This window comes from Bacillus sp. 22190 (assembly GCF_052045575.1).
In the GTDB taxonomy this organism is placed as follows: domain Bacteria; phylum Bacillota; class Bacilli; order Bacillales; family Bacillaceae; genus Bacillus; species Bacillus altitudinis.
This window is the reverse complement of sequence record NZ_JBQEPF010000015.1, coordinates 25,939-47,309: the sequence shown is the minus strand read 5'-3', so window position 1 is coordinate 47,309 and position 21,371 is coordinate 25,939. Positions and strand designations below refer to the sequence as shown.

Annotated in this window: 22 protein-coding genes, 7 tRNA genes and 1 pseudogene; 2 read left to right on the top strand and 28 right to left on the bottom strand. The window is 41.9% G+C overall.

What is annotated here, in order from left to right; translation table 11 throughout:
- Positions 1–154: 154 nt before the first annotated feature.
- Positions 155–718 (top strand): GNAT family N-acetyltransferase, encoded by a 564-nt coding sequence (locus ACTJKA_RS16620; protein ID WP_050826991.1) that lies wholly within the window; start codon positions 155–157, stop codon positions 716–718.
- 193 nt (positions 719–911) lie between these two features.
- On the opposite strand, the pseudogene ACTJKA_RS16615 reads toward ACTJKA_RS16620, so the two are convergent.
- The 15 genes and pseudogenes from ACTJKA_RS16615 to ACTJKA_RS16545 form a co-directional block, all read right to left on the bottom strand.
- Positions 912–983, bottom strand: a pseudogene (locus tag ACTJKA_RS16615) (hypothetical protein); the annotation flags it as partial.
- Between the two features lie 273 nt (positions 984–1,256).
- Entirely contained in the window at positions 1,257–1,802 is a 546-nt protein-coding gene (locus ACTJKA_RS16610; protein WP_050826989.1) for an HAD-IIIA family hydrolase, read from the bottom strand.
- Positions 1,803–2,425: 623 nt separating this feature from the next.
- A tRNA-Leu gene (locus ACTJKA_RS16605) sits at positions 2,426–2,509 on the bottom strand.
- Between the two features lie 46 nt (positions 2,510–2,555).
- Positions 2,556–2,638: transfer RNA gene (locus tag ACTJKA_RS16600), tRNA-Leu, on the bottom strand.
- Positions 2,639–2,645: 7 nt separating this feature from the next.
- A tRNA-Lys gene (locus tag ACTJKA_RS16595) sits at positions 2,646–2,721 on the bottom strand.
- 31 nt (positions 2,722–2,752) lie between these two features.
- Positions 2,753–2,827: transfer RNA gene (locus ACTJKA_RS16590), tRNA-Gln, on the bottom strand.
- 24 nt (positions 2,828–2,851) lie between these two features.
- A tRNA-Glu gene (locus ACTJKA_RS16585) sits at positions 2,852–2,923 on the bottom strand.
- A 9-nt stretch (positions 2,924–2,932) separates the two neighbouring features.
- Positions 2,933–3,023, bottom strand: a tRNA-Ser gene (locus ACTJKA_RS16580).
- A gap of 4 nt (positions 3,024–3,027) precedes the next feature.
- Positions 3,028–3,102, bottom strand: a tRNA-Asn gene (locus ACTJKA_RS16575).
- A gap of 209 nt (positions 3,103–3,311) precedes the next feature.
- Entirely contained in the window at positions 3,312–5,159 is a 1,848-nt protein-coding gene (locus ACTJKA_RS16570) for a sigma-54-dependent Fis family transcriptional regulator (RefSeq protein WP_322536246.1), read from the bottom strand.
- Between the two features lie 108 nt (positions 5,160–5,267).
- Positions 5,268–6,647, bottom strand: a complete 1,380-nt coding sequence (lpdA, locus tag ACTJKA_RS16565; protein WP_171465027.1) for a dihydrolipoyl dehydrogenase — start codon at positions 6,645–6,647, stop codon at positions 5,268–5,270.
- Positions 6,648–6,665: 18 nt separating this feature from the next.
- Positions 6,666–7,796 carry a dihydrolipoamide acetyltransferase family protein gene (locus tag ACTJKA_RS16560; RefSeq protein WP_144741119.1) on the bottom strand — a complete coding sequence of 377 codons (1,131 nt, stop codon included), beginning with the start codon at positions 7,794–7,796 and terminating at the stop codon, positions 6,666–6,668.
- A 17-nt stretch (positions 7,797–7,813) separates the two neighbouring features.
- A complete protein-coding gene (locus tag ACTJKA_RS16555; protein ID WP_017358387.1) occupies positions 7,814–8,851 on the bottom strand; it encodes an alpha-ketoacid dehydrogenase subunit beta in 1,038 nt (345 codons plus the stop codon).
- 20 nt (positions 8,852–8,871) lie between these two features.
- The gene (locus tag ACTJKA_RS16550) at positions 8,872–9,849 is read right to left on the bottom strand and encodes a thiamine pyrophosphate-dependent dehydrogenase E1 component subunit alpha (protein WP_171465026.1); all 978 of its coding nucleotides are present in this window, start codon (positions 9,847–9,849) and stop codon (positions 8,872–8,874) included.
- 193 nt (positions 9,850–10,042) lie between these two features.
- Positions 10,043–10,516, bottom strand: a complete 474-nt coding sequence (locus ACTJKA_RS16545) for a SprT family protein (RefSeq protein ID WP_008346891.1) — start codon at positions 10,514–10,516, stop codon at positions 10,043–10,045.
- Between the two features lie 99 nt (positions 10,517–10,615).
- Here ACTJKA_RS16545 and cmpA point away from each other — a divergent pair, with 99 nt between their 5' ends.
- Complete coding sequence (gene cmpA, locus ACTJKA_RS16540) at positions 10,616–10,750, top strand: cortex morphogenetic protein CmpA (protein WP_008346893.1); 135 nt, start codon at positions 10,616–10,618, stop codon at positions 10,748–10,750.
- A gap of 19 nt (positions 10,751–10,769) precedes the next feature.
- Here cmpA and ACTJKA_RS16535 read toward each other — a convergent pair whose 3' ends face one another.
- From ACTJKA_RS16535 to ACTJKA_RS16475, 13 genes are all read right to left on the bottom strand, one after another.
- Positions 10,770–12,929 (bottom strand): Tex family protein, encoded by a 2,160-nt coding sequence (locus ACTJKA_RS16535; RefSeq protein WP_440607850.1) that lies wholly within the window; start codon positions 12,927–12,929, stop codon positions 10,770–10,772.
- A 76-nt stretch (positions 12,930–13,005) separates the two neighbouring features.
- Complete coding sequence (locus ACTJKA_RS16530) at positions 13,006–13,605, bottom strand: PP2C family serine/threonine-protein phosphatase (RefSeq protein WP_008346897.1); 600 nt, start codon at positions 13,603–13,605, stop codon at positions 13,006–13,008.
- Positions 13,605–14,393: an RNA polymerase sigma factor SigB gene (sigB, locus tag ACTJKA_RS16525; RefSeq protein ID WP_012009000.1), complete on the bottom strand. Its 789-nt coding sequence runs from the start codon at positions 14,391–14,393 to the stop codon at positions 13,605–13,607. The genes ACTJKA_RS16530 and sigB overlap by 1 nt, the downstream gene beginning before the upstream one ends.
- Positions 14,359–14,847 (bottom strand): anti-sigma B factor RsbW, encoded by a 489-nt coding sequence (gene rsbW / locus ACTJKA_RS16520; RefSeq protein WP_007496471.1) that lies wholly within the window; start codon positions 14,845–14,847, stop codon positions 14,359–14,361. The genes sigB and rsbW overlap by 35 nt, the downstream gene beginning before the upstream one ends.
- Complete coding sequence (locus tag ACTJKA_RS16515) at positions 14,844–15,173, bottom strand: anti-sigma factor antagonist (protein WP_008346902.1); 330 nt, start codon at positions 15,171–15,173, stop codon at positions 14,844–14,846. Before ACTJKA_RS16515 ends, rsbW begins: the two co-directional genes overlap by 4 nt.
- Before the next feature lie 59 nt (positions 15,174–15,232).
- A complete protein-coding gene (locus ACTJKA_RS16510; protein ID WP_008346904.1) occupies positions 15,233–16,240 on the bottom strand; it encodes a PP2C family protein-serine/threonine phosphatase in 1,008 nt (335 codons plus the stop codon).
- 10 nt (positions 16,241–16,250) lie between these two features.
- Entirely contained in the window at positions 16,251–16,652 is a 402-nt protein-coding gene (locus ACTJKA_RS16505; protein ID WP_003214085.1) for an anti-sigma regulatory factor, read from the bottom strand.
- 2 nt (positions 16,653–16,654) lie between these two features.
- Positions 16,655–17,023, bottom strand: coding sequence for an RsbT antagonist protein RsbS (gene rsbS, locus ACTJKA_RS16500; RefSeq protein ID WP_003214235.1), 369 nt, complete (start codon positions 17,021–17,023; stop codon positions 16,655–16,657).
- A 4-nt stretch (positions 17,024–17,027) separates the two neighbouring features.
- Positions 17,028–17,858 carry an RsbT co-antagonist protein RsbRA gene (locus ACTJKA_RS16495; RefSeq protein WP_008346908.1) on the bottom strand — a complete coding sequence of 277 codons (831 nt, stop codon included), beginning with the start codon at positions 17,856–17,858 and terminating at the stop codon, positions 17,028–17,030.
- A 116-nt stretch (positions 17,859–17,974) separates the two neighbouring features.
- The gene (ndoA, locus tag ACTJKA_RS16490) at positions 17,975–18,325 is read right to left on the bottom strand and encodes a type II toxin-antitoxin system endoribonuclease NdoA (RefSeq protein WP_003214169.1); all 351 of its coding nucleotides are present in this window, start codon (positions 18,323–18,325) and stop codon (positions 17,975–17,977) included.
- A gap of 4 nt (positions 18,326–18,329) precedes the next feature.
- Entirely contained in the window at positions 18,330–18,611 is a 282-nt protein-coding gene (locus ACTJKA_RS16485) for a hypothetical protein (protein WP_003214273.1), read from the bottom strand.
- Between the two features lie 293 nt (positions 18,612–18,904).
- Positions 18,905–20,086 (bottom strand): alanine racemase, encoded by a 1,182-nt coding sequence (gene alr / locus ACTJKA_RS16480; RefSeq protein WP_017366664.1) that lies wholly within the window; start codon positions 20,084–20,086, stop codon positions 18,905–18,907.
- A 128-nt stretch (positions 20,087–20,214) separates the two neighbouring features.
- The gene (locus ACTJKA_RS16475; protein WP_007496489.1) at positions 20,215–21,231 is read right to left on the bottom strand and encodes an outer membrane lipoprotein-sorting protein; all 1,017 of its coding nucleotides are present in this window, start codon (positions 21,229–21,231) and stop codon (positions 20,215–20,217) included.
- Positions 21,232–21,371: the final 140 nt, after the last annotated feature.

Below are 21,371 nucleotides of genomic sequence, written 5' to 3'. Positions count from 1 at the left end.
GCTTTATGTTACTTCAAATTTTAAAGAATTGAAAATTGTTCCAAAGCTCTTCTAATGAATTGATCAGTTTCTTGCTACAATAAATTGACAACGAACAGTTTGAACCACATACTCTCCATACACGCTAAAATATAAAATTGAGAGGAGAAATGAAATGAACCCTTTATTGTTAGATATTCCTTTACAGTTAGAAACAGAAAGACTCATTCTTCGAGCACCACACCAAACAGGAGACGGGAAAATTGTAAACCAAGCAATAAAGGATTCCTTTTCTGAATTAAAAGCGTGGCTGCCATTTGCTCATGAACTTCCTACTGCTGAAGAAACAGAGATCAATTTAAGAAATGCTCATATCAATTTTTTAAAAAGGGAGAGTTTCCGTTTTCTTATTTTTGATAAAAACAGCAATCACTTCATTGGGACAACTAGCCTTCAGAGGATTGACTGGACCATTCCTAAATGTGAGATTGGGTACTGGATAAATACAAAGTTTAGTGGGAATGGATATATGACAGAAGCAGTGGAGAAATTAGCTGACTTTGGATTAAACAATGTCAAATTTAGAAGGATTGAAATAAGGTGTGAATCAACAAACCTCAAAAGTCGGGCTATCCCAGAAAAACTTGGCTTTGTATTTGAAGGCACTTTAAGAAATGATGATTTATCCGCAGATGGCAGCAAGCTGACTGACACTTGTTTTTATTCCATAATAAAGTAACCTAATGAACATCAGCAATTAAAGTAATGGGTGCATTAGTGGAACAAGAAAAAACATAGCACATTATATAATATGCTATGTTTTTTAATTTTGGCCTTGATAAGTGGGTCTACTCCTCTAACATTGTCCTTATTGCCTTTACTTCTTCATAATCTGATGTTTTCTTTGATAAACCCTGACAGAAAGTTTTCAGCAGCAGGCTCTCAACACAAGACCACAATGTAACTGCAATCAGCTTCGACCTGTCACGAGGTACTTTTTTATCCGAGTCAATTTCTTTTATAGAGCAATTGGATTCACTCTCCATTCACAGATTTCTAAAGACTTTCCTCCTGATTAGCTTTCATGTTTCTTGCCATTTTTTCATAGTTCGGTCTGTTTTAACTCCGTCACCATCATTTCCACTGGTTTAACTTAATTTCAACGACCTCAACACTCTGTTCATGAAAGGACTCGTAACCTGTTTTAAAAAAACAAAAAAGATGCTACATGTTGAAACACCTTTTTTGTATTGACAGCTCTCATTAGCAGGGTAATATTACACTTGATTATTTAAAAAAGAATTTTTATACAACCAGTTTATAGCATCATTAAGGTCATTGGCTATATAGTCTATTTTAATCCCACTTAATTTATCAAAGTGTTCACTAAGCGAATATTCACCAGCCCCAGTTCTAACCAAAATTTTAATACTTCCTACTTTATCAGCTGCAACAATATCACTCCAACGGTCCCCGATTACGACACAATTTTCGAGAGTTAAATCGTGTTTTTGTTGAGCTTCCATTAACATTCCTATGCCGGGCTTCCTACAAGAGCATCCGTCATTATGACCGTGTGGACATATATATACTTCATCAAAACCAAAACCTTTCAATTCCTCTTTAAAATCTTCTACCTTAGCTAGTCCACTTGATATGCCAGGTTGATTTGTAAAAGAGAATATTTTCACATTATCTTTTTTTAGTTTATTAATTTGAATTGCTGTATAAGGAAAGAGTTCGAATTTTCCGGGATAATGAATAGTGTCATCACCACCAATTGTTCCATCTCTATCTAAAAAAATTGCTTCTATCTGTTTCATGTTATCCCCCATTATCTAGCAACTGATCCTGCGTTAAGATTTATTATTCCATTAGAAAATTTTGATGACATCAGTTTATCATAAATATTTATTATCAATATCCCCTAATAAAAATTAAAATCTTTTCAAATGTCTTTCTTTTCAATTTGTTTCATTCTTTCCAAGAAAGAGAAAAAGGATGTTCATGTTACAGACTTGCCAAATGAATTTACATAATAAGTTTCTACGTGGTGTCTTTGTAAATTACATTTGTTTCATACTCACCAACCATTCAACTTAATTATTAAGGAAGGCTCTGTTAACCTCTCATTAATTGAAAGAAGCTAAAAACATATCTTTAATATTGTGTTGTGTACTTCCGTGTACTGCGACTATCTACAAACAAAAACTTCAAAAATCTTCACTATCTTAAACACTCTCATATCGCTCTATTAATTGAACAAGGAGAAGAATGTATAAGGTCATTTATTTTCTAAAAAAGGCTACGGCTGAGAATTAGACGACAATATATAAAATATCAAACTCAAACAAAAAAATCCATTTACTTAAGATAAGTGGACAAATTCATTTAAAAGTTATAAAAAACAAAAAAACCAAAGGTCTATAACCTTTGGTTTCTTAGATGCGGCCGAGAGGACTTGAACCTCCACGGGTTATTCACCCACTAGGCCCTCAACCTAGCGCGTCTGCCATTCCGCCACGACCGCGTGTATGATGTGCTCATATATTCATAAGTGCACTGTTTAAAAACAATGCGGGTGAAGGGACTTGAACCCCCACGTCATAAAGACACTAGATCCTAAGTCTAGCGCGTCTGCCAATTCCGCCACACCCGCGTGACAATGGTGAGCCATGAAGGACTCGAACCTTCGACCCTCTGATTAAAAGTCAGATGCTCTACCAACTGAGCTAATGGCTCATCTGCTATGCAGAAAAACATATATAAAAAATGGCTGGGCTAGCTGGATTCGAACCAACGCATGACGGAGTCAAAGTCCGTTGCCTTACCGCTTGGCTATAGCCCAACGAATCAACATAAAAAGAAAACATGACCCGTACGGGATTCGAACCCGTGTTACCGCCGTGAAAGGGCGGTGTCTTAACCGCTTGACCAACGGGCCATATGATAATGGCGGAGAAGGAGGGATTTGAACCCTCGCGCCGCTTGCGCGACCTACACCCTTAGCAGGGGCGCCTCTTCAGCCACTTGAGTACTTCTCCATTATGGCTCCGCAGGTAGGACTCGAACCTACGACCGATCGGTTAACAGCCGATAGCTCTACCACTGAGCTACTGCGGAATAATAAGACATGTTTCATTATATCTATGCCAGAAAAATGTGTCAAGAATTTTTAAACGTTTCATTCCTGCTCCATTTGCGACGGCTTTTATAATTTAACATATACTAATATAACAGTCAAGCCTTTTTCCATGCCATTTGTTTAACTTGGCAGAAAGCCCCCGACCTCCACGTAGACCAAGGGCCTTGATGCAGCCTTCCTCATAAGATTAAGACAGATGAAACTTTCGCATCCACTTATAAAAAGTACTTCTTGGCACTCCTGCTAACCTCGCTGCTTCTGACACATGACCTTTTGTTTTATGCAGTGCGTCTATCACTGTTTGCTTTTGAATGCGTTCCCTGAATGTGAGTTTTTTTGAAGTCTCGGGTTGCTCCGCTGGATGCAGCTTCTGTTTTTTCTGATCAATCGTCTCTAATACTGAAGCATATTGCGATTCACCAATCCATCCACCTTTCGGAAAGAGGACCCTTAGATGTTCAAACAGGTTAAAAAGCTCTCGTATATTCCCTGGCCAATGATACGCCTGTAATTTCTGAAAAAATGATTCAGGAAACGCTGCATTCCAGTGATGCTTCTTTTGGTAATAACGATACAAATCATGAATGTCTTCTTTTCTTTCTCTAAGCGGCGGGATATTGATCGGATAGACATGAAGACGGTAATACAAGTCTTCTCGTATTTTTCCTTCCTTCAGCAGTTCGTTCATATTACGGTGAGTCGCTGTAATGATTCGAATATCCAAAGGGATTTCGTGTGTCCCGCCGAGCGGTACGACTGCCCTTTCTTCTATCACCCTAAGAAGCGCTACTTGCATCGCATATGGGATTTCGCCTATTTCATCTAGAAAGAGTGTTCCTTTATGGGCTTGTTCAAATTTCCCTTTAGCTCCGTGACGTTTTGCTCCTGTAAAAGCACCTTCAGCATAGCCAAACAGCTCACTTTCTAACAGGCTTTCAGGAATGGCTCCGCAATTAACAGCAATAAACGGCCCTTTATGCCTTTCACTGGCGGAGTGAATGGCTCTAGCGGCGAGTTCCTTCCCTGTCCCTGTTTCTCCCCAAATATACACATGAGCATCTGTTTGTGCCGCTCTCTTCATCTCACTAAGCGTCTGTTGAAATACCTTACTTGTTCCTGATTCCCCGGGAAATTGAGCAAAAGAAACGGTCATGCTGCTTTTCGCTACTTCTTCAAGAGAAAGGGATATGCCTAGCACCTTCCCATCTTGCTCTGATTGAATGATCTCCTTTCCCCGAATAACAAATGAATGATCCTTAAGCCGCTCAACATCCATTCCATGCCAGTCTGAAAATCGATCTCTAATCGACCTGCAGGCAGACACAATTTGCTTTTTTTCATTACAGACCACATACGGTTCATCTGCTTCCACCTGCTGGAGACAATGAGTGATCAGTTCCATCTCTCTCCTTTTTTGCTCGACTTGAATGTCTCTCTCTATGGCATAAGCAGCCGTTGAAGCCATTCCAAGCATAAAAGGGTGCTTGTTATCCGTCATACAGGAGATATCAATCACCCCTATGATCGTACCGTCCGCATCGCGAATTGGAGCAGCTGAACAACTCCAATGATGAGAGGCGATAGAAAAATGCTCCGTTCCGTTGATCGTCACCGCTTCTCCGATGACGAGTGCCGTTCCGATCGCATTTGTCCCTACATCTGTTTCAGTCCAGCGTGAACCCTCCATAAAATTAATTCTTCTGGCTTCCACCATCGTTCTTTCGCTTCCTGTCAGACTTAGCACATAACCATCTGCATCGATGAGTAAGGCCAGCATATCAGAATCTTTTAATTGCTGATTGATTTTATTTAAGTAAGGAAGAGCCGCATTTAGGAATAATGAATATTTCTTTTTTTGGGCACTGAATCGTTCCTTTTCTAACAACGACTGTCCTTTACCTAAATACGGATTCACATTTGCCTGTTTACACCTGTGCCATGATTCTGCCACTCTCTTATTCAGACGAGACTGATCAAGCAAACCTTCACGAACAAAACGTTTCCACGTATTTAAATAACAAGGCGTCGGATTCATTCCATCCTCTCCTCTGGGGGCTTTTTATTCATTATAGATAAACATAAAAGCGCTTTCAATTATCATTGGCTAACCCAAGAAGTCAATTGGATAGAAAAGGAGTCTTTTTCAGCAGTGCACCGCTCTTCCAATGGTTTGCAGAACGGCTTCGTGTATTGCCTCTGACAGTGTCGGATGTGCCGCAATAAACTGCTCTAATGTATCAGCGGTCAACTCTGCATGCATCATCACCGCCGCTTGTCCAATCATTTCTGTTGCATTCGGTCCAATGATTGAAACGCCTAATATTTCTTGATATTGCGGCTCTACAATGACCTTTACGTGACCGGCTGGTTGATTTAAGATTAATGCTTTTCCATTTGCAGAAAATGCACATGTCCCTATCCGAATCTCCTCATATTGTTTTCTAGCACTCTCTTCATTTAAACCAACACTCGCGATTTCTGGAGAGGTGTAGATGCACCTCGGAATCACTTGTTCATTGACCTTTAGATGTTCACCTGATGCATGGGAAGCCGCAACCGTCCCTTCATGAAAGGCAGTATGAGCAAGCTGGACACCACCTGTCACATCACCGCACGCATAAATATGCGGGAGATTGGTTTGCATATGTTCATTGACGTAGATTCCGTTTCTATCAAATTCAATTCCAATCTGATCAAGATTCAACTCTCCAAGTTGCGGAGTTCTGCCAATCGCCACTAAGCAAAGATCCGACTGGATGTCACAACGTTCTCCTTGATTATTCTCCACCACTACTTTTCTTGAAGAGGAATCAAGCTGTTTGACTGCGGCGGAAGTCAAAATATTTACACCCGATTCCTCGAGCTGCTCGTGAAGACATTGTGCTGTATCACGATCTTCTTCTGGTAAAATGTGCACTGCCCGTTCAACCATGACAACCTTTGATCCCATTCTGCTAAAGATGCTCGCAAACTCACAGCCAATCACCCCGCCCCCAATGATACAAAGTGAATCTGGGATCGAAGAAAGTGACATGGCGTCCTTGCTGTGAATGATCCATTCGCCATCAAAAGGTGCAAACGGTAAAGCCGCAGGCACAGCCCCTGTTGCAATAATGATTTGTTTTGCTTGAATGATTTCAGACTTTCCTTCACTTTCTATGAATAGCTCATGTGCTGATAGAAATGAAGCCTTCCCATTTACCACGGTAATTTTGTTTTTATTCATCAAGTAACGAACACCATCAGTGAGCTGCTTGACGACAGACTGTTTTCGTTTTTGAACGGCCTTCCATTGGATGATGGGCTCATGTTCTGGAAGCTCAATTCCAAAATGTCCAGCTGATTTCACATGCTCATACATATCGGCGCTTTGCAAAAGTGCTTTGGTCGGGATACAGCCGTCATTGAGGCAGGTACCCCCCAGCTGACCTTGATCAATTAACACAACCTCCCTGCCAAAACGGGCGGCTGTTATGGCCGCCACATAACCTGCTGGTCCGCCTCCTATAATGACCAGTGTCATGGTACATTCACCTTCTTTCTATAAAAGAATGGATATTGGTTCTTCTAAGTGTGCTTTGACCGTTGATAAAAATGCAGAGGCAGGCGCCCCGTCCAGCACGCGGTGATCAAACGTAAGACTGAGTGGTAGGATGGTCCCTTTGCACAATTCATCTTCTCGATAAACAGGGGTGTCATACATTGTTCCGACACCAAGGATCCCCGCTTCCGGCGGATTCAAAATTGGTGTGAAATGCTCTACACCATACGCTCCAAGATTGGTGATGGTAAAGGTAGAACCTTTGATTTCGTCATGTAGAAGCTTTCCTTCACGTGCTTTTTTACCATACAATTTTATGCCCTTCGCCAGCTCTATCAGCGTTAACCGCTCCGCATGCCGAATAACCGGTACAGCCAATCCGTTATCTAACGCAGCAGCAATCCCAAGATGAACATTCTCAAAGGTTTCGACAACTCCGTTATGATATTGACTGTTCATCGCAGGATGTTCTAACAACGATAGGATCGCTGCTTTGGCTACAAAATCGGTGATGGTCAACTTTGTCTCGTAACGTGCGATGGCTGTTTCATTCAGCTGTTGTTGTAGGTTTGTCAGTTTTGTCACGTCCGCTTTCATCGTAATGGTTAATTGTGCACTTGTTTGCAGGCTTTCCATCATTCTTGAGGCAATTGTTTTCCGCATCATGTTAATAGGCTGTTGCACTGTCTCGTTTTGTTTCTTCTCTTTCCGTTCAGGAAGTGCACGAAGCACATCCTCTTTCGTAATTCTTCCACCTGGTCCTGTCCCCACTAGCGTATCAATGTCTAGGTTTGCGCTATTCGCCATTTTACGGGCAACAGGGGAGATTTTTTTTCTCTCTTTCTTTGGTTTTGACTGGATTTCTTTTTCTTTCTTTCTCTCCACTTGTTCATTTCCTTCACCGATATAGCAGATGACCGTGCCAGGCGGTACACCTTCTCCCTCAGGTACTTTTATATCCAATATGGTTCCTTCAGCAGGGGAGTCGATTTCCATTTCAATTTTTTCGGAGTTGATGCTTGCAATGCTTTCCCCTTTATTTACGGTCTCACCGACCTCTTTATTCCAGACAGATACCGTTCCTTCTTTCATCGACATGCCCAATTTAGGCATCACAACTTCGACAGCCATCTCCCTCTCTCCTTTCTCTAGTTCAAGATCTTGTCATGACTCTTGCCAATCATCTCTAATACGGTGTTCACAACTTTATCAGGTGTTGGCAGATATATATCTTCAAGAGGTGGTGAAAATGGTACCGGTGTATGAGGAGCCGTCACTTTTTTGATTGGAGCGTCAAGTAAATCAAATCCTTTATCCGCAACCAGAGAAGAAATATCTGAGGCAATTCCGCACCTCGGATTTGCTTCATCCACAATGACAAGCCGATTTGTTTTCTCTACTGAAGTTAGAATCGCCTCTTCATCGAGTGGTGACAAACTTCTTGGATCAATCACTTCCGCTTCAATACCTTGAGCAGATAGTTGCTCTGCTGCTTCGAGTGCTGTATGCACTTGTTTGCCTACTGCAAAGATGGTTACATCAGATCCCTCTCTCTTCACATCTGCTTTACCAAGCGGAAGTGTGTAATACCTTTCCGGCACATCTCCTGTGATATTGTAAAGCGTCTTGTCTTCAAAAAAGATGACAGGGTCCTGATCCTCAATAGCTGCCAGCAGCAGCCCTTTGGCATCATAAGGTGAAGAAGGTACGACTACTTTCAATCCAGGGATACTTGTAAATAGTGCATACAAACTTTGCGAATGCTGGGCAGCTGCTCTAAAACCCGCCCCATGTGTCGTTCTAATCGTGATAGGCACCTCTGCTTTTCCGCCAAACATGTATCGAAATTTTGCGCCTTGATTCAGCACTTGGTCGAGACAAGTACCGATAAAATCATTAAACATGAGTTCAGCAATTGGTCTTAATCCTGTTGAAGCAGCTGCCATGGCCGCACCTATATAGCCAGCTTCACTAATCGGTGTATCAAGGACACGTTCACGCCCAAATTCCTGAACAATCCCTTTTGTTACACCAAGAACACCGCCCCATGCTTCATCATCCTGTAAGTGATCTACATGAGCACCTCCCGCAACATCTTCCCCCATCAAAATGACATCTCCATCTCTTCTCATTGCCAGTTTAATCGCTTCATTCAAAGCACTAGACATGCTGATTTCTCTTGTCATTTCCCTCTCTCCTTTCAGATTTATTGATACGAAACATACACATCAGTTAGCAATTCAGTATGATCTGGATATTCACTTTCTTCACTGAATCTCACGGCTTCATCTATCGCTTCTGCTACAGACGCTTCAATACTTGATATTTCTTGATCTGTTAGCAGCTGCTGCTTTAATAATTCAATTTTAAAAAGAGTGATGGCATCTTTCTCTTCTTGATGTTCGGTTTTTTCTTGATTGGTTTTGTAGCGCTGAGCGTCTCCTTCAAAATGACCATAATTCCGATATGTCATGCATTCAATCAATGTCGGACCTTCTCCATTTTTTGCTCGTTCTATCGCTTGTTCTGCTGCTTGATAAACGGCTGTCACATCTTTTCCATCCACTTGAATACCCGGAATACCATAACTGGCGGCTCGATCCACAATCGATTTGCAGCTTGAAGCATACGAAAATGGTGTCGCTTCCCCGTAACCATTGTTTTCTGCGATGAAAATGACTGGCAGTTTCCAGATGGCAGCGAGATTGATTCCTTCGTGAAAAGTCCCTTGATTATTAGCACCATCCCCAAAAAAGCAAACGCTTATATTATCTTTCTTTTTATATTTAGCCGTGAGGGCTGCCCCGCACGCAAGTGGAAAGCCGCCTCCAACAATCCCGTTGGCACCGAGCATTCCTTTATCAAAATCTGCTATGTGCATAGATCCACCTTTACCTTTACAAAGACCTGTGGCTTTTCCATAGATTTCTGCCATCATTCCTTTTAGATCACAGCCCTTGGCGATACAATGACCGTGGCCACGGTGTGTACTTGTAATACTGTCTTGTTCATTCAGATGAGCACAGACTCCTACAGCTACAGCTTCTTCACCAGCATAAAGATGGACAAAACCTGGCAAGATCCCTTTTGTAAAAAGCATGTGTACTTGATCTTCAAATTGGCGAATTTCCTGCATTTTTTGATACATCCAAACGGCTTTTTCTTTTGTGAGTGACATTTCCATGATAAAACCTCCTATCTTTTTTGCTTACACTTCTATACAAGCAAAAAGCGTGCCAACATCATGGCGCTTGAAAGCTTAGGATTTGAGCGATTCCCATCGATCAAAAAAGAGACAAAATGAGACTCGCGTCTCTATTTGTCTCAATATGTCTACTTCATCTCACAAAAAAAAGCATCCCATAAAGGAATGCATATCACTCTGAACCGATTGTACGCTGCCATTTTAATTTTCCTTTGCAGACGCCGCACACATAACGAGAGGTATCAACTCGCCTTTTCCTCATAAAATACTGACCGCATCCTGTGCAAACATATTCTTGTCGCTTCTGTCCACGTCGTTTATTTTGTACGGTCTTTAGCGCTGTACAAAAACGCGGGGCTCCTACTTGTTTTAATAACTCTTTAAAGGAACGGTCACGATGCTGATAGCCTTTTCCCTCAAGATGCAGATGATAATGACACAGCTCATGCTTGATGATCCCGATTAATTCTTCTCGTCCATGTTCTTCTAGGTATCGGCGGTTCAATTCGATATTGTGTGTTCCAAGTAAATATCGCCCGCCTGTCGTTTTAAGACGGTCATTAAAAACAGCCTGATGGCGAAACGCCTTACCAAAGAACTGCTCTGAAATGTCTTCTGTTAACTGCTGTAACTCTCTTTCGTTCAATCAAGATCGTTCCTTTCTATAAAAACCTCGAACGGGACAATTTCCCCTTTGCATACATTGAAGGTACACCCACTGTTTTGATCAAAGGAGGAATGGGCGATGCCCAACTGGCTGAAAAATCAGATGCAGAAAGCATTTTATGAGAAAAATCATTATCAAATCAAATTACTCAATCAATGCTGGTACTTCTATAGAAAAAAACATTCAGTCACATCAAGGCACACCCCATCCTAAGGTGCGCCTCGTTTTTTGTTTACTCTGGTTTTAGCATCGATAGAGCGACCCGGCCTTTTGCCTGGTCAACGGAGTCTACCCATACGGTCACAATGTCACCAACTGATACCACGTCGAGCGGATGTTTCACAAATCGATTGCTTAGCTTGGAAATGTGGACAAGTCCATCCTGCTTGACGCCAATATCAACGAATGCGCCGAAGTCTACGACGTTCCTCACCGTTCCTTGTAGCTCCATCCCTTGCTTCAAGTCTTCTAATTTCAATACATCTGTTTTTAAAAGCGGCTTTGGTACTTCATCGCGCGGATCACGCTCAGGTCTTGTGAGCTGATCAATGATATCTTGAAGAGTGATTGAGCCAATTTCAAGCTGTTCTGCTGCTTCGTCCAGTTTCACTTCAGCAATTTTCTCTTTTAACTGCTCTGTGCCAAGATCGTCTGGCGTCATGTTGATCATGCGTAAAAACTGTTTTGTTTCTTTATAGCTCTCAGGGTGAATACCTGTACGATCAAGCGGGTCTTGTCCATCTGTAATGCGAAGGAAACCGATACACTGCTCATATGTCTTAGCACCGAGCCTTGGGATATCCTTCAATTCTTTTCTGCTTGTGAATCTCCCAATCTCTTCGCGGCGCTTGATGATATTTCCTGCGACGGCTTTTGAAAGGCCTGATACATATTGCAGCAGCGCCTGTGAGGCTGTATTGACGTTTACACCAACTTGGTTGACGACTGTTTCTACCACAAAGGTTAACGAGCTGTTTAATTGCTTCTGGCTGACATCATGCTGGTATTGGCCCACACCGACAGACTTCGGATCAATTTTCACGAGCTCTGCTAAAGGATCTTGTAATCTTCTAGCAATTGAGATGGCGCTTCGCTCTTCGACTTGCAGATCTGGAAACTCTTCTCGCGCCAGCGCTGATGCGGAGTAAACACTTGCTCCAGCTTCATTCACGATCAAATAAGACACCGGCTGATCCAGTTCTTGAATCAAGTCTGCAATGAATTGTTCTGTCTCTCTTGAGGCTGTTCCGTTTCCAATCGCAATGACTTCGATGTTTGATGATTGAATGATCTCTTTCACTTTTTGTTTCGCTTCCGCTTTTTTCTGCACGGGCGGATGCGGGTAAATGACGCCAATATGATGGACTTTGCCTGTATCATCCACGACAGCTAATTTACAGCCTGTCCGAAATGCGGGATCGACTCCAAGTACACGTTTCCCTTTCATCGGCGGCTGAAGCAGCAGTTTTCTTAAGTTTTCAGCAAAAATATGAATCGCTTGTTCCTCTGCTTTTTCTGTCAGCTCTTTTCGTATTTCTCGCTCGATGGAAGGCTGAATGAGGCGTTTATACGCATCATCGATTGCCGCTTCAATAAACGGTCTCGCCGTCGTCTGTTTGCCTTTTAGAACTTGTTTGTCGAGATAGAAGCGAATATTTTCAGCAGGTGGTTCGATGGCTGCCTTTAAAATGCCCTCTTTCTCCCCGCGATTGACCGCTAGTACACGGTGCGGAACAATCTTTTTGATTGGCTCTTGATAATCGTAATACATTTCATAGACGTTTTTCTCATCGCTTTCGACGTCTTTTCCTGATGTGACCAGACTGCCCTTTTGGTACGTTTCACTGCGAATCCATTTTCGCATATCAGGATCATCTGCGAGCTGTTCAGCAATGATGTGCTGGGCGCCCTCCAGTGCTTCTTCTGCAGTTGTGACTTCTTTTTCTTCATTGATAAAAGCCGATGCTTTCTTTTCGATCTCATCGTTTGGCAGCTTCAGTAAATACTCCGCCAGCGGCTCAAGTCCTTTTGCTTTGGCTACATTTGCCTTTGTTTTACGCTTTTGTTTAAATGGACGGTATAAATCTTCGACCTCTTGCAACTTATGCGCCTGCTCGATCTTCTGTTTTAATTCATCAGTTAATTTGTCTTGTTCAGCGATTAAGCGAATCACTTCTTCTTTTCGATTCATCACATTTTGGATATATGTATAGCGTTCAGAAATGGTTTGAATTTGCACCTCGTCTAGTGAGCCTGTCTGCTCTTTCCGGTATCGTGCAATAAACGGGACGGTGTTGCCATCCTCTAATAGCTGGATCACACTTCCAATTTGTTTTGTTGAAAGCTTTAATTCTGTCGCAATTTGTTTCAATAAAAAGTCAGATGTCTTCATACTTTGCATCCTCTCACTGTGTCTTCTCTTTTAGTGTATCAAAAAAACCGGCAAAACAGAAAAAAGGTCAGCTATTTCATGTAAGCTGACCAAGTACATAGGTGAGATCGTCCTTCTTGTCTTGTGTGTATGTTTCAAGTTGTTTGGCGATGTCTGCAACTGAATGGCTATGCTTTAAACACATTCGCATGTTTGGCACATTCAGTCCGTCGGAATACATAATGAATGTCGATCCTTTTTCGTAGGAATAGGTGTATGTTTTATATTTTCTAGGTTTACCTGATAGATATCCTGATGTCGGAAGTGGATAAATATAGTCGCCAGAAGGTGCATTCAAGATAAATCGGATATTGCCAACCGAACAATAGGTAAACTGCTGCTGGGAAAAATTCACCTTTAATATGGCTACAGTGGCCCCGCGTTTATTTTTCATGGCCTGATTGCATCTATCGATGAGGGTTGTTACATCCTCATGTCCATATTCTTCGACAATTTCGCTGACTAAAGAAGATGATTCATTGGCGAACTGGCCGCTGCCTAATCCGTCTGCTACAGCACAAATTAGTTCTTCATCATCTGCTTTAATAAAAAAACTGTCCCCGCAGCATGATTTTCCTTCTTTGTTCGATTGATAGATAATGGCGTTTACATGCTCATGCTGTTCGATCTGCTTCATTACCCTAGCTCCATAGACGCATCTTCTGACAATGCATCTCGTAGCTTTTTAACTGCCTTCCGCTGCAGCCTTGATACATGCATTTGAGATATGCCGAGTAAATCGCCTGTTTCTTTCTGGCTTTTATTTTGCAAATACGTGAGATTGATAATTTCTTTTTCTCTATCTGTCAGAACGTGAAGCACACTTTCAAGCATCATTTTTTGGTTTACACGTTCGTACCCTTCTTCTTGTGAGCCGACAACGTCTAAAATCGTCACAGTGCTTCCTTCAGAATCAGCCTCTACGCCTTGGTCAACAGACAGCGCTTGATAGCTTTTGCCCATCTCCATTGTTTCAAGAACTTCTTCTTCTGTTACATCTAGATATTCTGCGATTTCTTGTACTTTAGGTGACTTTTGCGTTTCCGTTGTCAGGTGATCAACTGCCATCTTGATTCTTGGTCCAAGCTCTTTAATTCGTCTTGGTACATGGACACTCCATGTTTTATCACGTAAAAAGCGTTTGATTTCCCCGATAATGGTTGGAATGGCAAATGCCTCAAATGATTTACCGACAAGTGGATCATAACGCTTAATTGCGCCGAGTAGACCAATCATTCCAACTTGTCTTAAATCCTCATGAAAGCTTTTTCCTTTGGAGTATTTCTTCGCGAGCATATCCACAAGGTTTGTATAACACTCAACTAGTGTCAGCTGCGCCTGCTCGTCTTGGTTGGATTGATAGCTTTGAATGAGGCGATCCACTTCATCTTTAGTTAGTTTCATAGTTTTGGATGGTTGTGTCATGGTCAACTCGCTCCCTGTTTAAAAACTTTGTCATTGCCACGGTAACTCCGGAGTTTGCTTGCACCTCGACTTCATCCATCAATGTTTGCATTAAGTATAAACCAAGACCTCCTTCTGCCAATTGATCCACCGTATGAGCAGATGTGTACGGCCCTAGGTCTTCCTGCTTTTGCTTAAAGTCAAAGCTACCGCCTTTATCAGCGACAATAATTTCTAGACGATCTTCATAGACAAGAAAGCGAACCGCTACCTCTCCATCTTCGCCATCTGCACCTTTATAGGCATGCTGAACTGCATTGGTACACGCCTCACTGACGGCAATTTTCAAGTCCTCAATCTCTTCGTAGGCATAGCCCATCCGGCTTGCAACGCCTGAAAGAGTCAGACGAATGATGCCTACGTATTCTGGTTTCGCCGGTATTTTCATCTCGATTAGATCTACTGATTCGTTCATTGTACCCCACCCTCTGACTTTGCAGAAATGTCAATGATGTCCTTTAGTCCAGTGATTTCAAACAATCTGACAAGCCGATCCGACAAGTTCTCAAGCTTTAATGATCCTCCTGCTTTTTGAGCCGCTTTGAACAGCCCAACAAACACACCTAAACCTGTACTATCCATGTAAGTAACATCTTTCAGACAAATGTCAAGATGCTCTCCTTTCTCTGCTTTGGGCATAAGGGTTTCTCTCAGCTCAGGAGCAGAGTACACATCGATTTCTCCGCTGACACTAATTTTCGTCTTATGATCTATTTGATGCTCTTTTACAGACATATTCATTATGCATTCACCTCGAAATTCTTGTTTCCTAAAGTTTTATATACCCGCATATTCACTTTCTAAACCTTTCTTTTAAGGACAAGTAAAGTAAAGTCATCGTGAAGCTGAAAATCTTGTAATTTGAGTAAGCTTGCATAGATAGCGTCGACCATTTCCTGCGCTGAATAGGAAAGATGCTCTGCTATGAGCGCTTTGATATCTTCGCGCTCTAAGAAGCCGTCCTCTGACTTGGATTCGGTGACCCCATCTGAAAATAAGATCACCATATCTCCTACGTCCAAATGTTGCTCATATTCCCTGTAATCAAAGTCTGGTGCGATTCCAAGAACAAGACCCTTTGCATCTAAATCGTAAAATTGATTCTCTTTTTTGCAATAGAAAAAGCCCGGCTCATGTCCAGCCGATGCGTACTTAAATTCATGTGTTTCTTTATTATAGCTGCCATAAAACATGGTGATAAACATGCTTGGGTCTACGTTTTGCTCGACCACACGATTAAGGGTTTTGAGCACTTTCGTTGGGCCGCTGCCTGACTCTGGCAAGGAATCCATCGCATACTTAATCATCGACATACAGAGCGCAGCTGGAATTCCTTTCCCAATGACGTCTGCAATCGCGATATTGATTGTATCGTGATCTGTTACGAAATGGTAATAATCCCCACTCATCTGTTTTGCCGGCACACTGATGGCTCCGATATCAAATGTGTCTCCTTCTGGAATTTTCGTTTCCAGAAGGGTTTGCTGAACATTTGCAGCAATTTCAATTTCCGACTTAATTTCTTGCTGAATGCCTCTTAGTGTTAAATGCTCCTGGTAGGCAAGTCCGTATCCAATCATGACTTCAATTAAGAAGTCTAGTGAATGAAAGACATCTTCCGGCAAATCAGGGTAAAGCTCCTGAATCACTTTTCGGTGAACACTCACTATTTCTTCAGGAGGTATTTGATGCTCAATGGTTTTACGGCTAAATTTTTGAGCTTGATAAAGCGATGTTTCAGTTAAATCACTGATATAACGACTGAGCAGCTGATGATACCGCTGCTCCATTACCTCCTTAAAATCCATGGTTTCCCTCCTAGCGAAGCCACTTGACAGCTTGTATCTCAGTTCCTTGTTCTGGTGCGGAATCTAATTTAAATTCATCCATCAGTCTTCTGACGCCCGGCAAGCCTGCTCCGAGTCCGCCTGATGTAGAAAATCCGTCTTCCATTACTTTACGTATATCCATAATGCCAGGACCCTCATCGGCTGCGATGACTTTGAGTCCACGCTTTCCGCGCTCCATTACTTCTTCTATACAAATCTGACCTTTACCAGCGTATAAATAGATGTTACGAGCTAATTCTGAAATGGCCGTCGTAATTCTTGCTTGGTCAACTGTTCCAAAACCAAGTTCTTTTGCAACATTGCGCCCCAATTGTCTTGCTGCGACTATGTCCCATTCCGTCAATATTTTTACACAGGATTGGTCTTTCATATCTATTCCCCCAATTCCCGCTTCAGTGTCTCAAGCCCTTGTTCAAGATCTAGTGCTGTCTGAATTTCTTCCAGTGAAATGCCAAGTTCAATAAGCGTCACAGCGACTGCCGGCTGTATTCCTGTTAATACAACTTTTGCCCCCATGAGCTTGGACATGGTGATCACATCGCCTAATACCTTTGCGATAAATGAATCAATCATATCGACGGATGTTAAGTCAATGACAACACCGTTTGCTCCTGTTTCATGAATTTTATTCAGTAAGTCTTCTTGAAAGTGAAGAGCTGTTTGATCATCAAGCTCCCACTGTATTGAAATCAGAAGACAGTTATATAATTTTAAGATTGGAATCTTCGGGTGATTTCTCAATTGGTTATCCCTCCAATGAAACAATTTTTCGATTTGTCATTTCCAAAGCAGTTTGAATTCCTTTTTGAAGGGTATTCTTTGTTGTAACCTGAGATAAATCAATTCCAAGGTTAACGATCGTTTGGGCTATTTCTGGGCGAATCCCAACAAGTAAACACTTCGCTCCTACTAATCTCACAGCCTCTGACGCTTGAATAATATGGTGGGCCACCATTGTGTCCACGACAGGTACACCCGTGATATCAATCAAGACGACCTGTGAGCGATGTTTGACGACACCATTGAGCAGGTTCTCCATAATTTTTTTCGCACGTTCTGTATCAATTGTTCCAACAAGCGGCATGACGGTGATATGCTCAAATACTGGGATCAGCGGGGCAGACAGTTCCTGCAGCGCGATTTTTTGAAGGTTCACGGTTTTTTCCCATGAGATGGAATATTGATTCAAAATTTCATTATGAATCGGTGTGATGAATCGATCAATTTGCCAGATGAGGTCATTGCTCTCTTCTGCTGTATCTTTGTCGTTGTTCATTTTTTGATATAAATGAGTACGGATTTCTGTTAGACCATTTGCCAGTAACTTAAGTGATATACCCATTTGAACAATTTTTAAAGCAAAAGTTTGCATTTTTTCTTCAAAATCTTCGGCATATCCCTCAGAAAGAGAGGCAATAATGAGCTGAACATATTCCGAACAGATGGTTTCATACATTTTGTCGTTCAGCATCATGTCCGTTTCTTCTTCACCGAGTCGTTTAAAAATGTCCGTCCACTCTTTTTCTAATTCCTTTTGATGCTCTCTTGCGAATGCTAACACGATATGATTCGACATGTTTTACCCCCTGCGTACATAAAAAGCACTTCTTTTAGTCTTTCTTCATTATAACGTTAATAAAAATTGAACACAAAAAAAAGTTGCTCACAAGAGAGCAACCAAATCTCACCATATTAAAAATCAATAAGAGCCAAACTAACTTGTAAGGCTTCATCAACCTTCTCCATCATCTCATCATCAAGATGTGTGATTTTATCTGTCAATCTTTGTTTATCGATCGTACGAATCTGTTCCAAAAGAATGACAGAATCTCGTTCAAAGCCGTATCGCTTTGCATTAATTTCGACGTGAGTCGGTAATTTCGCTTTTTGTATTTGGGCTGTTATGGCTGCAACGATAGCAGTCGGGCTGAAGCGATTTCCAATGTCATTTTGAATCACCAATACTGGGCGAACCCCGCCCTGCTCGGAGCCAACAACAGGAGATAAATCAGCAAAGTAAACATCACCGCGTTTAACAATCAAATGTTTAACCCCCGCTGACTAATCGCTCAACTGTATTCTCAGCCTCAAATTCTGCGTATTGTGCCTCTGAAGAGATATTCAGATTAATTTTCGCCATCTCCATGTAGCCGCGTCTCATCGATTCACGATTTTGTCGAATATTACGTTCACGAATATACGTTTTTGTCGCTCGGTAGATCAATTCATTTCTTGTTACCTTATCCTGCTCTGCTACTCGTTCGATCTCAGACATTAAAGCCTCCGGCAGTCGAATCTTCATTTCGTTTGTTGCGCTGGATTCAGACAAAAAACATACACCTCCACAAAACTTACGGATACCGTTTCGATCCATTCCAAGACTAATCATACCATTATTCAATGCACAAGCAAAGCTGTTTTTTCATGATTTCTTATTAGAACATGAAGCGGCTCGCCACCCGTAAATCAAGATGATAATGGAGTTCCTCTTTCCCATTATACGCTTTTTTCCGAAAATCATACGGTATTTCCAAAATCTCTAAAAAAGGGAGAATGTTTATGATGCCTTTGTAGAATAAAAGAGAACGATGTCAGTTTGAACATCGTTCCCGTGGATGCTGTTTATAAAAAGCTTGGCCCGCCTTGAAGCAGCGGATTACGTACATGAACCCTTTTGCCGTCCTCTATATAGACTCTTGGGACGCGGTAGCCAACAGAACATGTGACTTCGTAGTTAATGGTTTCAAGCCGCTTGGCTATTTCATCGACAGATATCCTGTCTTCGCCTTGTGTGCCGATGAGCACGACTGGCTCCCCTGCCGGAATGTCCTTTTTCAAATCAACCATGAATTGATCCATGCACACCCTTCCAGCAATTTTTCGGCGTTTTCCGCCAACGAGCACTTCTGTTCCGGCAAGCTTCCTGATCCAGCCGTCTGCATACCCGATTGGAATCGTACCAATCCATGTATCTTGATTCGCTGTATAAGTTGCACCATAGCTCACGCTCTCACCCTTTTGAATGGGCTTTACATGTGCAAGTTTTGTATGAAGAGATAATGCTTCTTCCAGTTGAAACGGCAATTCATCTTTGATTTCTTCCGACGGCGACAGCCCGTACATACTGATGCCAAAACGAACCATATTAAATAAAGTGTCTTTAAACCTTAGACCTGCTGCACTGTTGGCGCAATGAATGAGCAGTTTGTCCGTATGAAGCGGTTGAAGCAATGTTTTAAACGTATCAACCTGCATACCGAAGTAGTTTTCATCTTTTTCATCCGCTGTGGCAAAGTGAGTAAATACTCCTTCCAGCTGTAAAAAAGAATGAGCGTGGACAAGCTCTTTTACTTCGCTCACCTGCTCGATTGTTTTCACACCTAACCGATTCATGCCGCTGTCGATTTTCAAGTGGAAACGAATGGGTTGTCCCATCTGCCCTTTCATCACTTTGACGACTTCTCTCAGCCACTGGATAGAGTAAGCAGTCATGATAACGTTGTATCTAACGGCGACTTTGACATACTCTGACGGTACTGCGCCGAGCACAAGAATAGGTGCTTTTACACCTTTATTTCTTAAAGAAATGGCTTCATCTAAAAAAGCGACGGCTAATAGGTCTGCTCCTGCTTCGAGGGCAGCTTTTGCCACTTCTATATCTCCATGTCCATATGCATTGGCTTTCACAACAGCCATTAGTTGGACGCTTTGACCAATATGGTCTTTCATATGTGAAACATTATGCTTGATTGCTGTTAAATCAATTTCTGCCCATGTGTCTCTATAAAAGGCATTTGTGTCCATTCATCACACTTCCCTATTGAATGATTCAATACTTCATTATGATACTAAAAATCCAGAATAATGTGAAACAACTCAAAGAAAATCAGCCCCTGCACAGGGCTGATTTGTTGTTATGTTAAGAATCTCGCCTATTTCGCTGACTGTCCTTCTACACTTTTGGCGACCATTAAGAGTTCTTCTTTCGATAAATCACTTGAAGAAATTAAATAGTCAACTCCATCAGATGTCCAAGAAAGAGATTTGTCTGTCAGAACACCCACTGTCATGCCAAGATCGACTGGCTCGCCATTCATCGTCACAGGCGTAGACGCTTCTGCTACCCGCGCTTTTTCCTGAATGAGCGTGAAGGATTTCTTTCCGCCATACGTCATCACATACCGCTTTCCAGCATCTGTTGTCATTTCTTTCTCTTCCATTTTCTTCACGCCCTCTGGCATATCCACAGGCGTTTTCACAGCAAAGCTGTCAGATGGATCTGCACTTGTGGCAACATCCATTTGAGAAAGTGTCATATTTTTCTTCTCATCAAAGGCATCTTTGTCAAAGGATTTGTTGAATTCAAAGTGAGAGAATTCTACTTTCACCATTGGCTTTTTATCGCTGTCCAGTACTTTCACACTAGCAGGCGCCATTGTTTTTTTATGAAAAGTAATCTCTTGGGTCGGCAGCATTTGATTGTGCTGATAGTTGGTTTTTGTTTCAAAAACGTACTTCGACTCTTTTGCTTTGAACTGAGCTGCACTGTCATTTTTAATGTCTTTCACAAGCGATTCAAATAAATACACCTGACTGCTGTTGTTCGGCCAATCGCTATGGAAGCGGAAGCTTTTGTTTAATGAAGGTGTCAGCACAAATACACCATTGCCATTTCTTAAAATGACTTGACTCTGATCCTTCTTCGGATTTTCTAAGTAGACACGGTAAAGCTCCGGCTTCTTGTACCAAATTTCCACATGGTATTCCTGCGGATCATTTCCTGTCTCAATGGTCATTTTTGCTTTGGCTTTGTATGATGTCATTTCCTCTGCCTTTTTGTTTAAATCTCCAACGATATCCTGTTGAGATTTTTGACCGCATGCGGAGAGAATCAGTACAAAAAGGATCCCCGTTACAAGCAAAACAAAGCTTTTTCTCACCCTTTTCAACCCCTTCGTTAATTGTGTTAAAAGGAAGAAACCGCTTGTTTGACTTTAACAGTACGCCTCAAGAGTTAACTGCGTACCGCGAACCATCAAAGCCTGTTAGCAACTCGCCCTTCCTTATCGCACTACCCAATATATGAAGG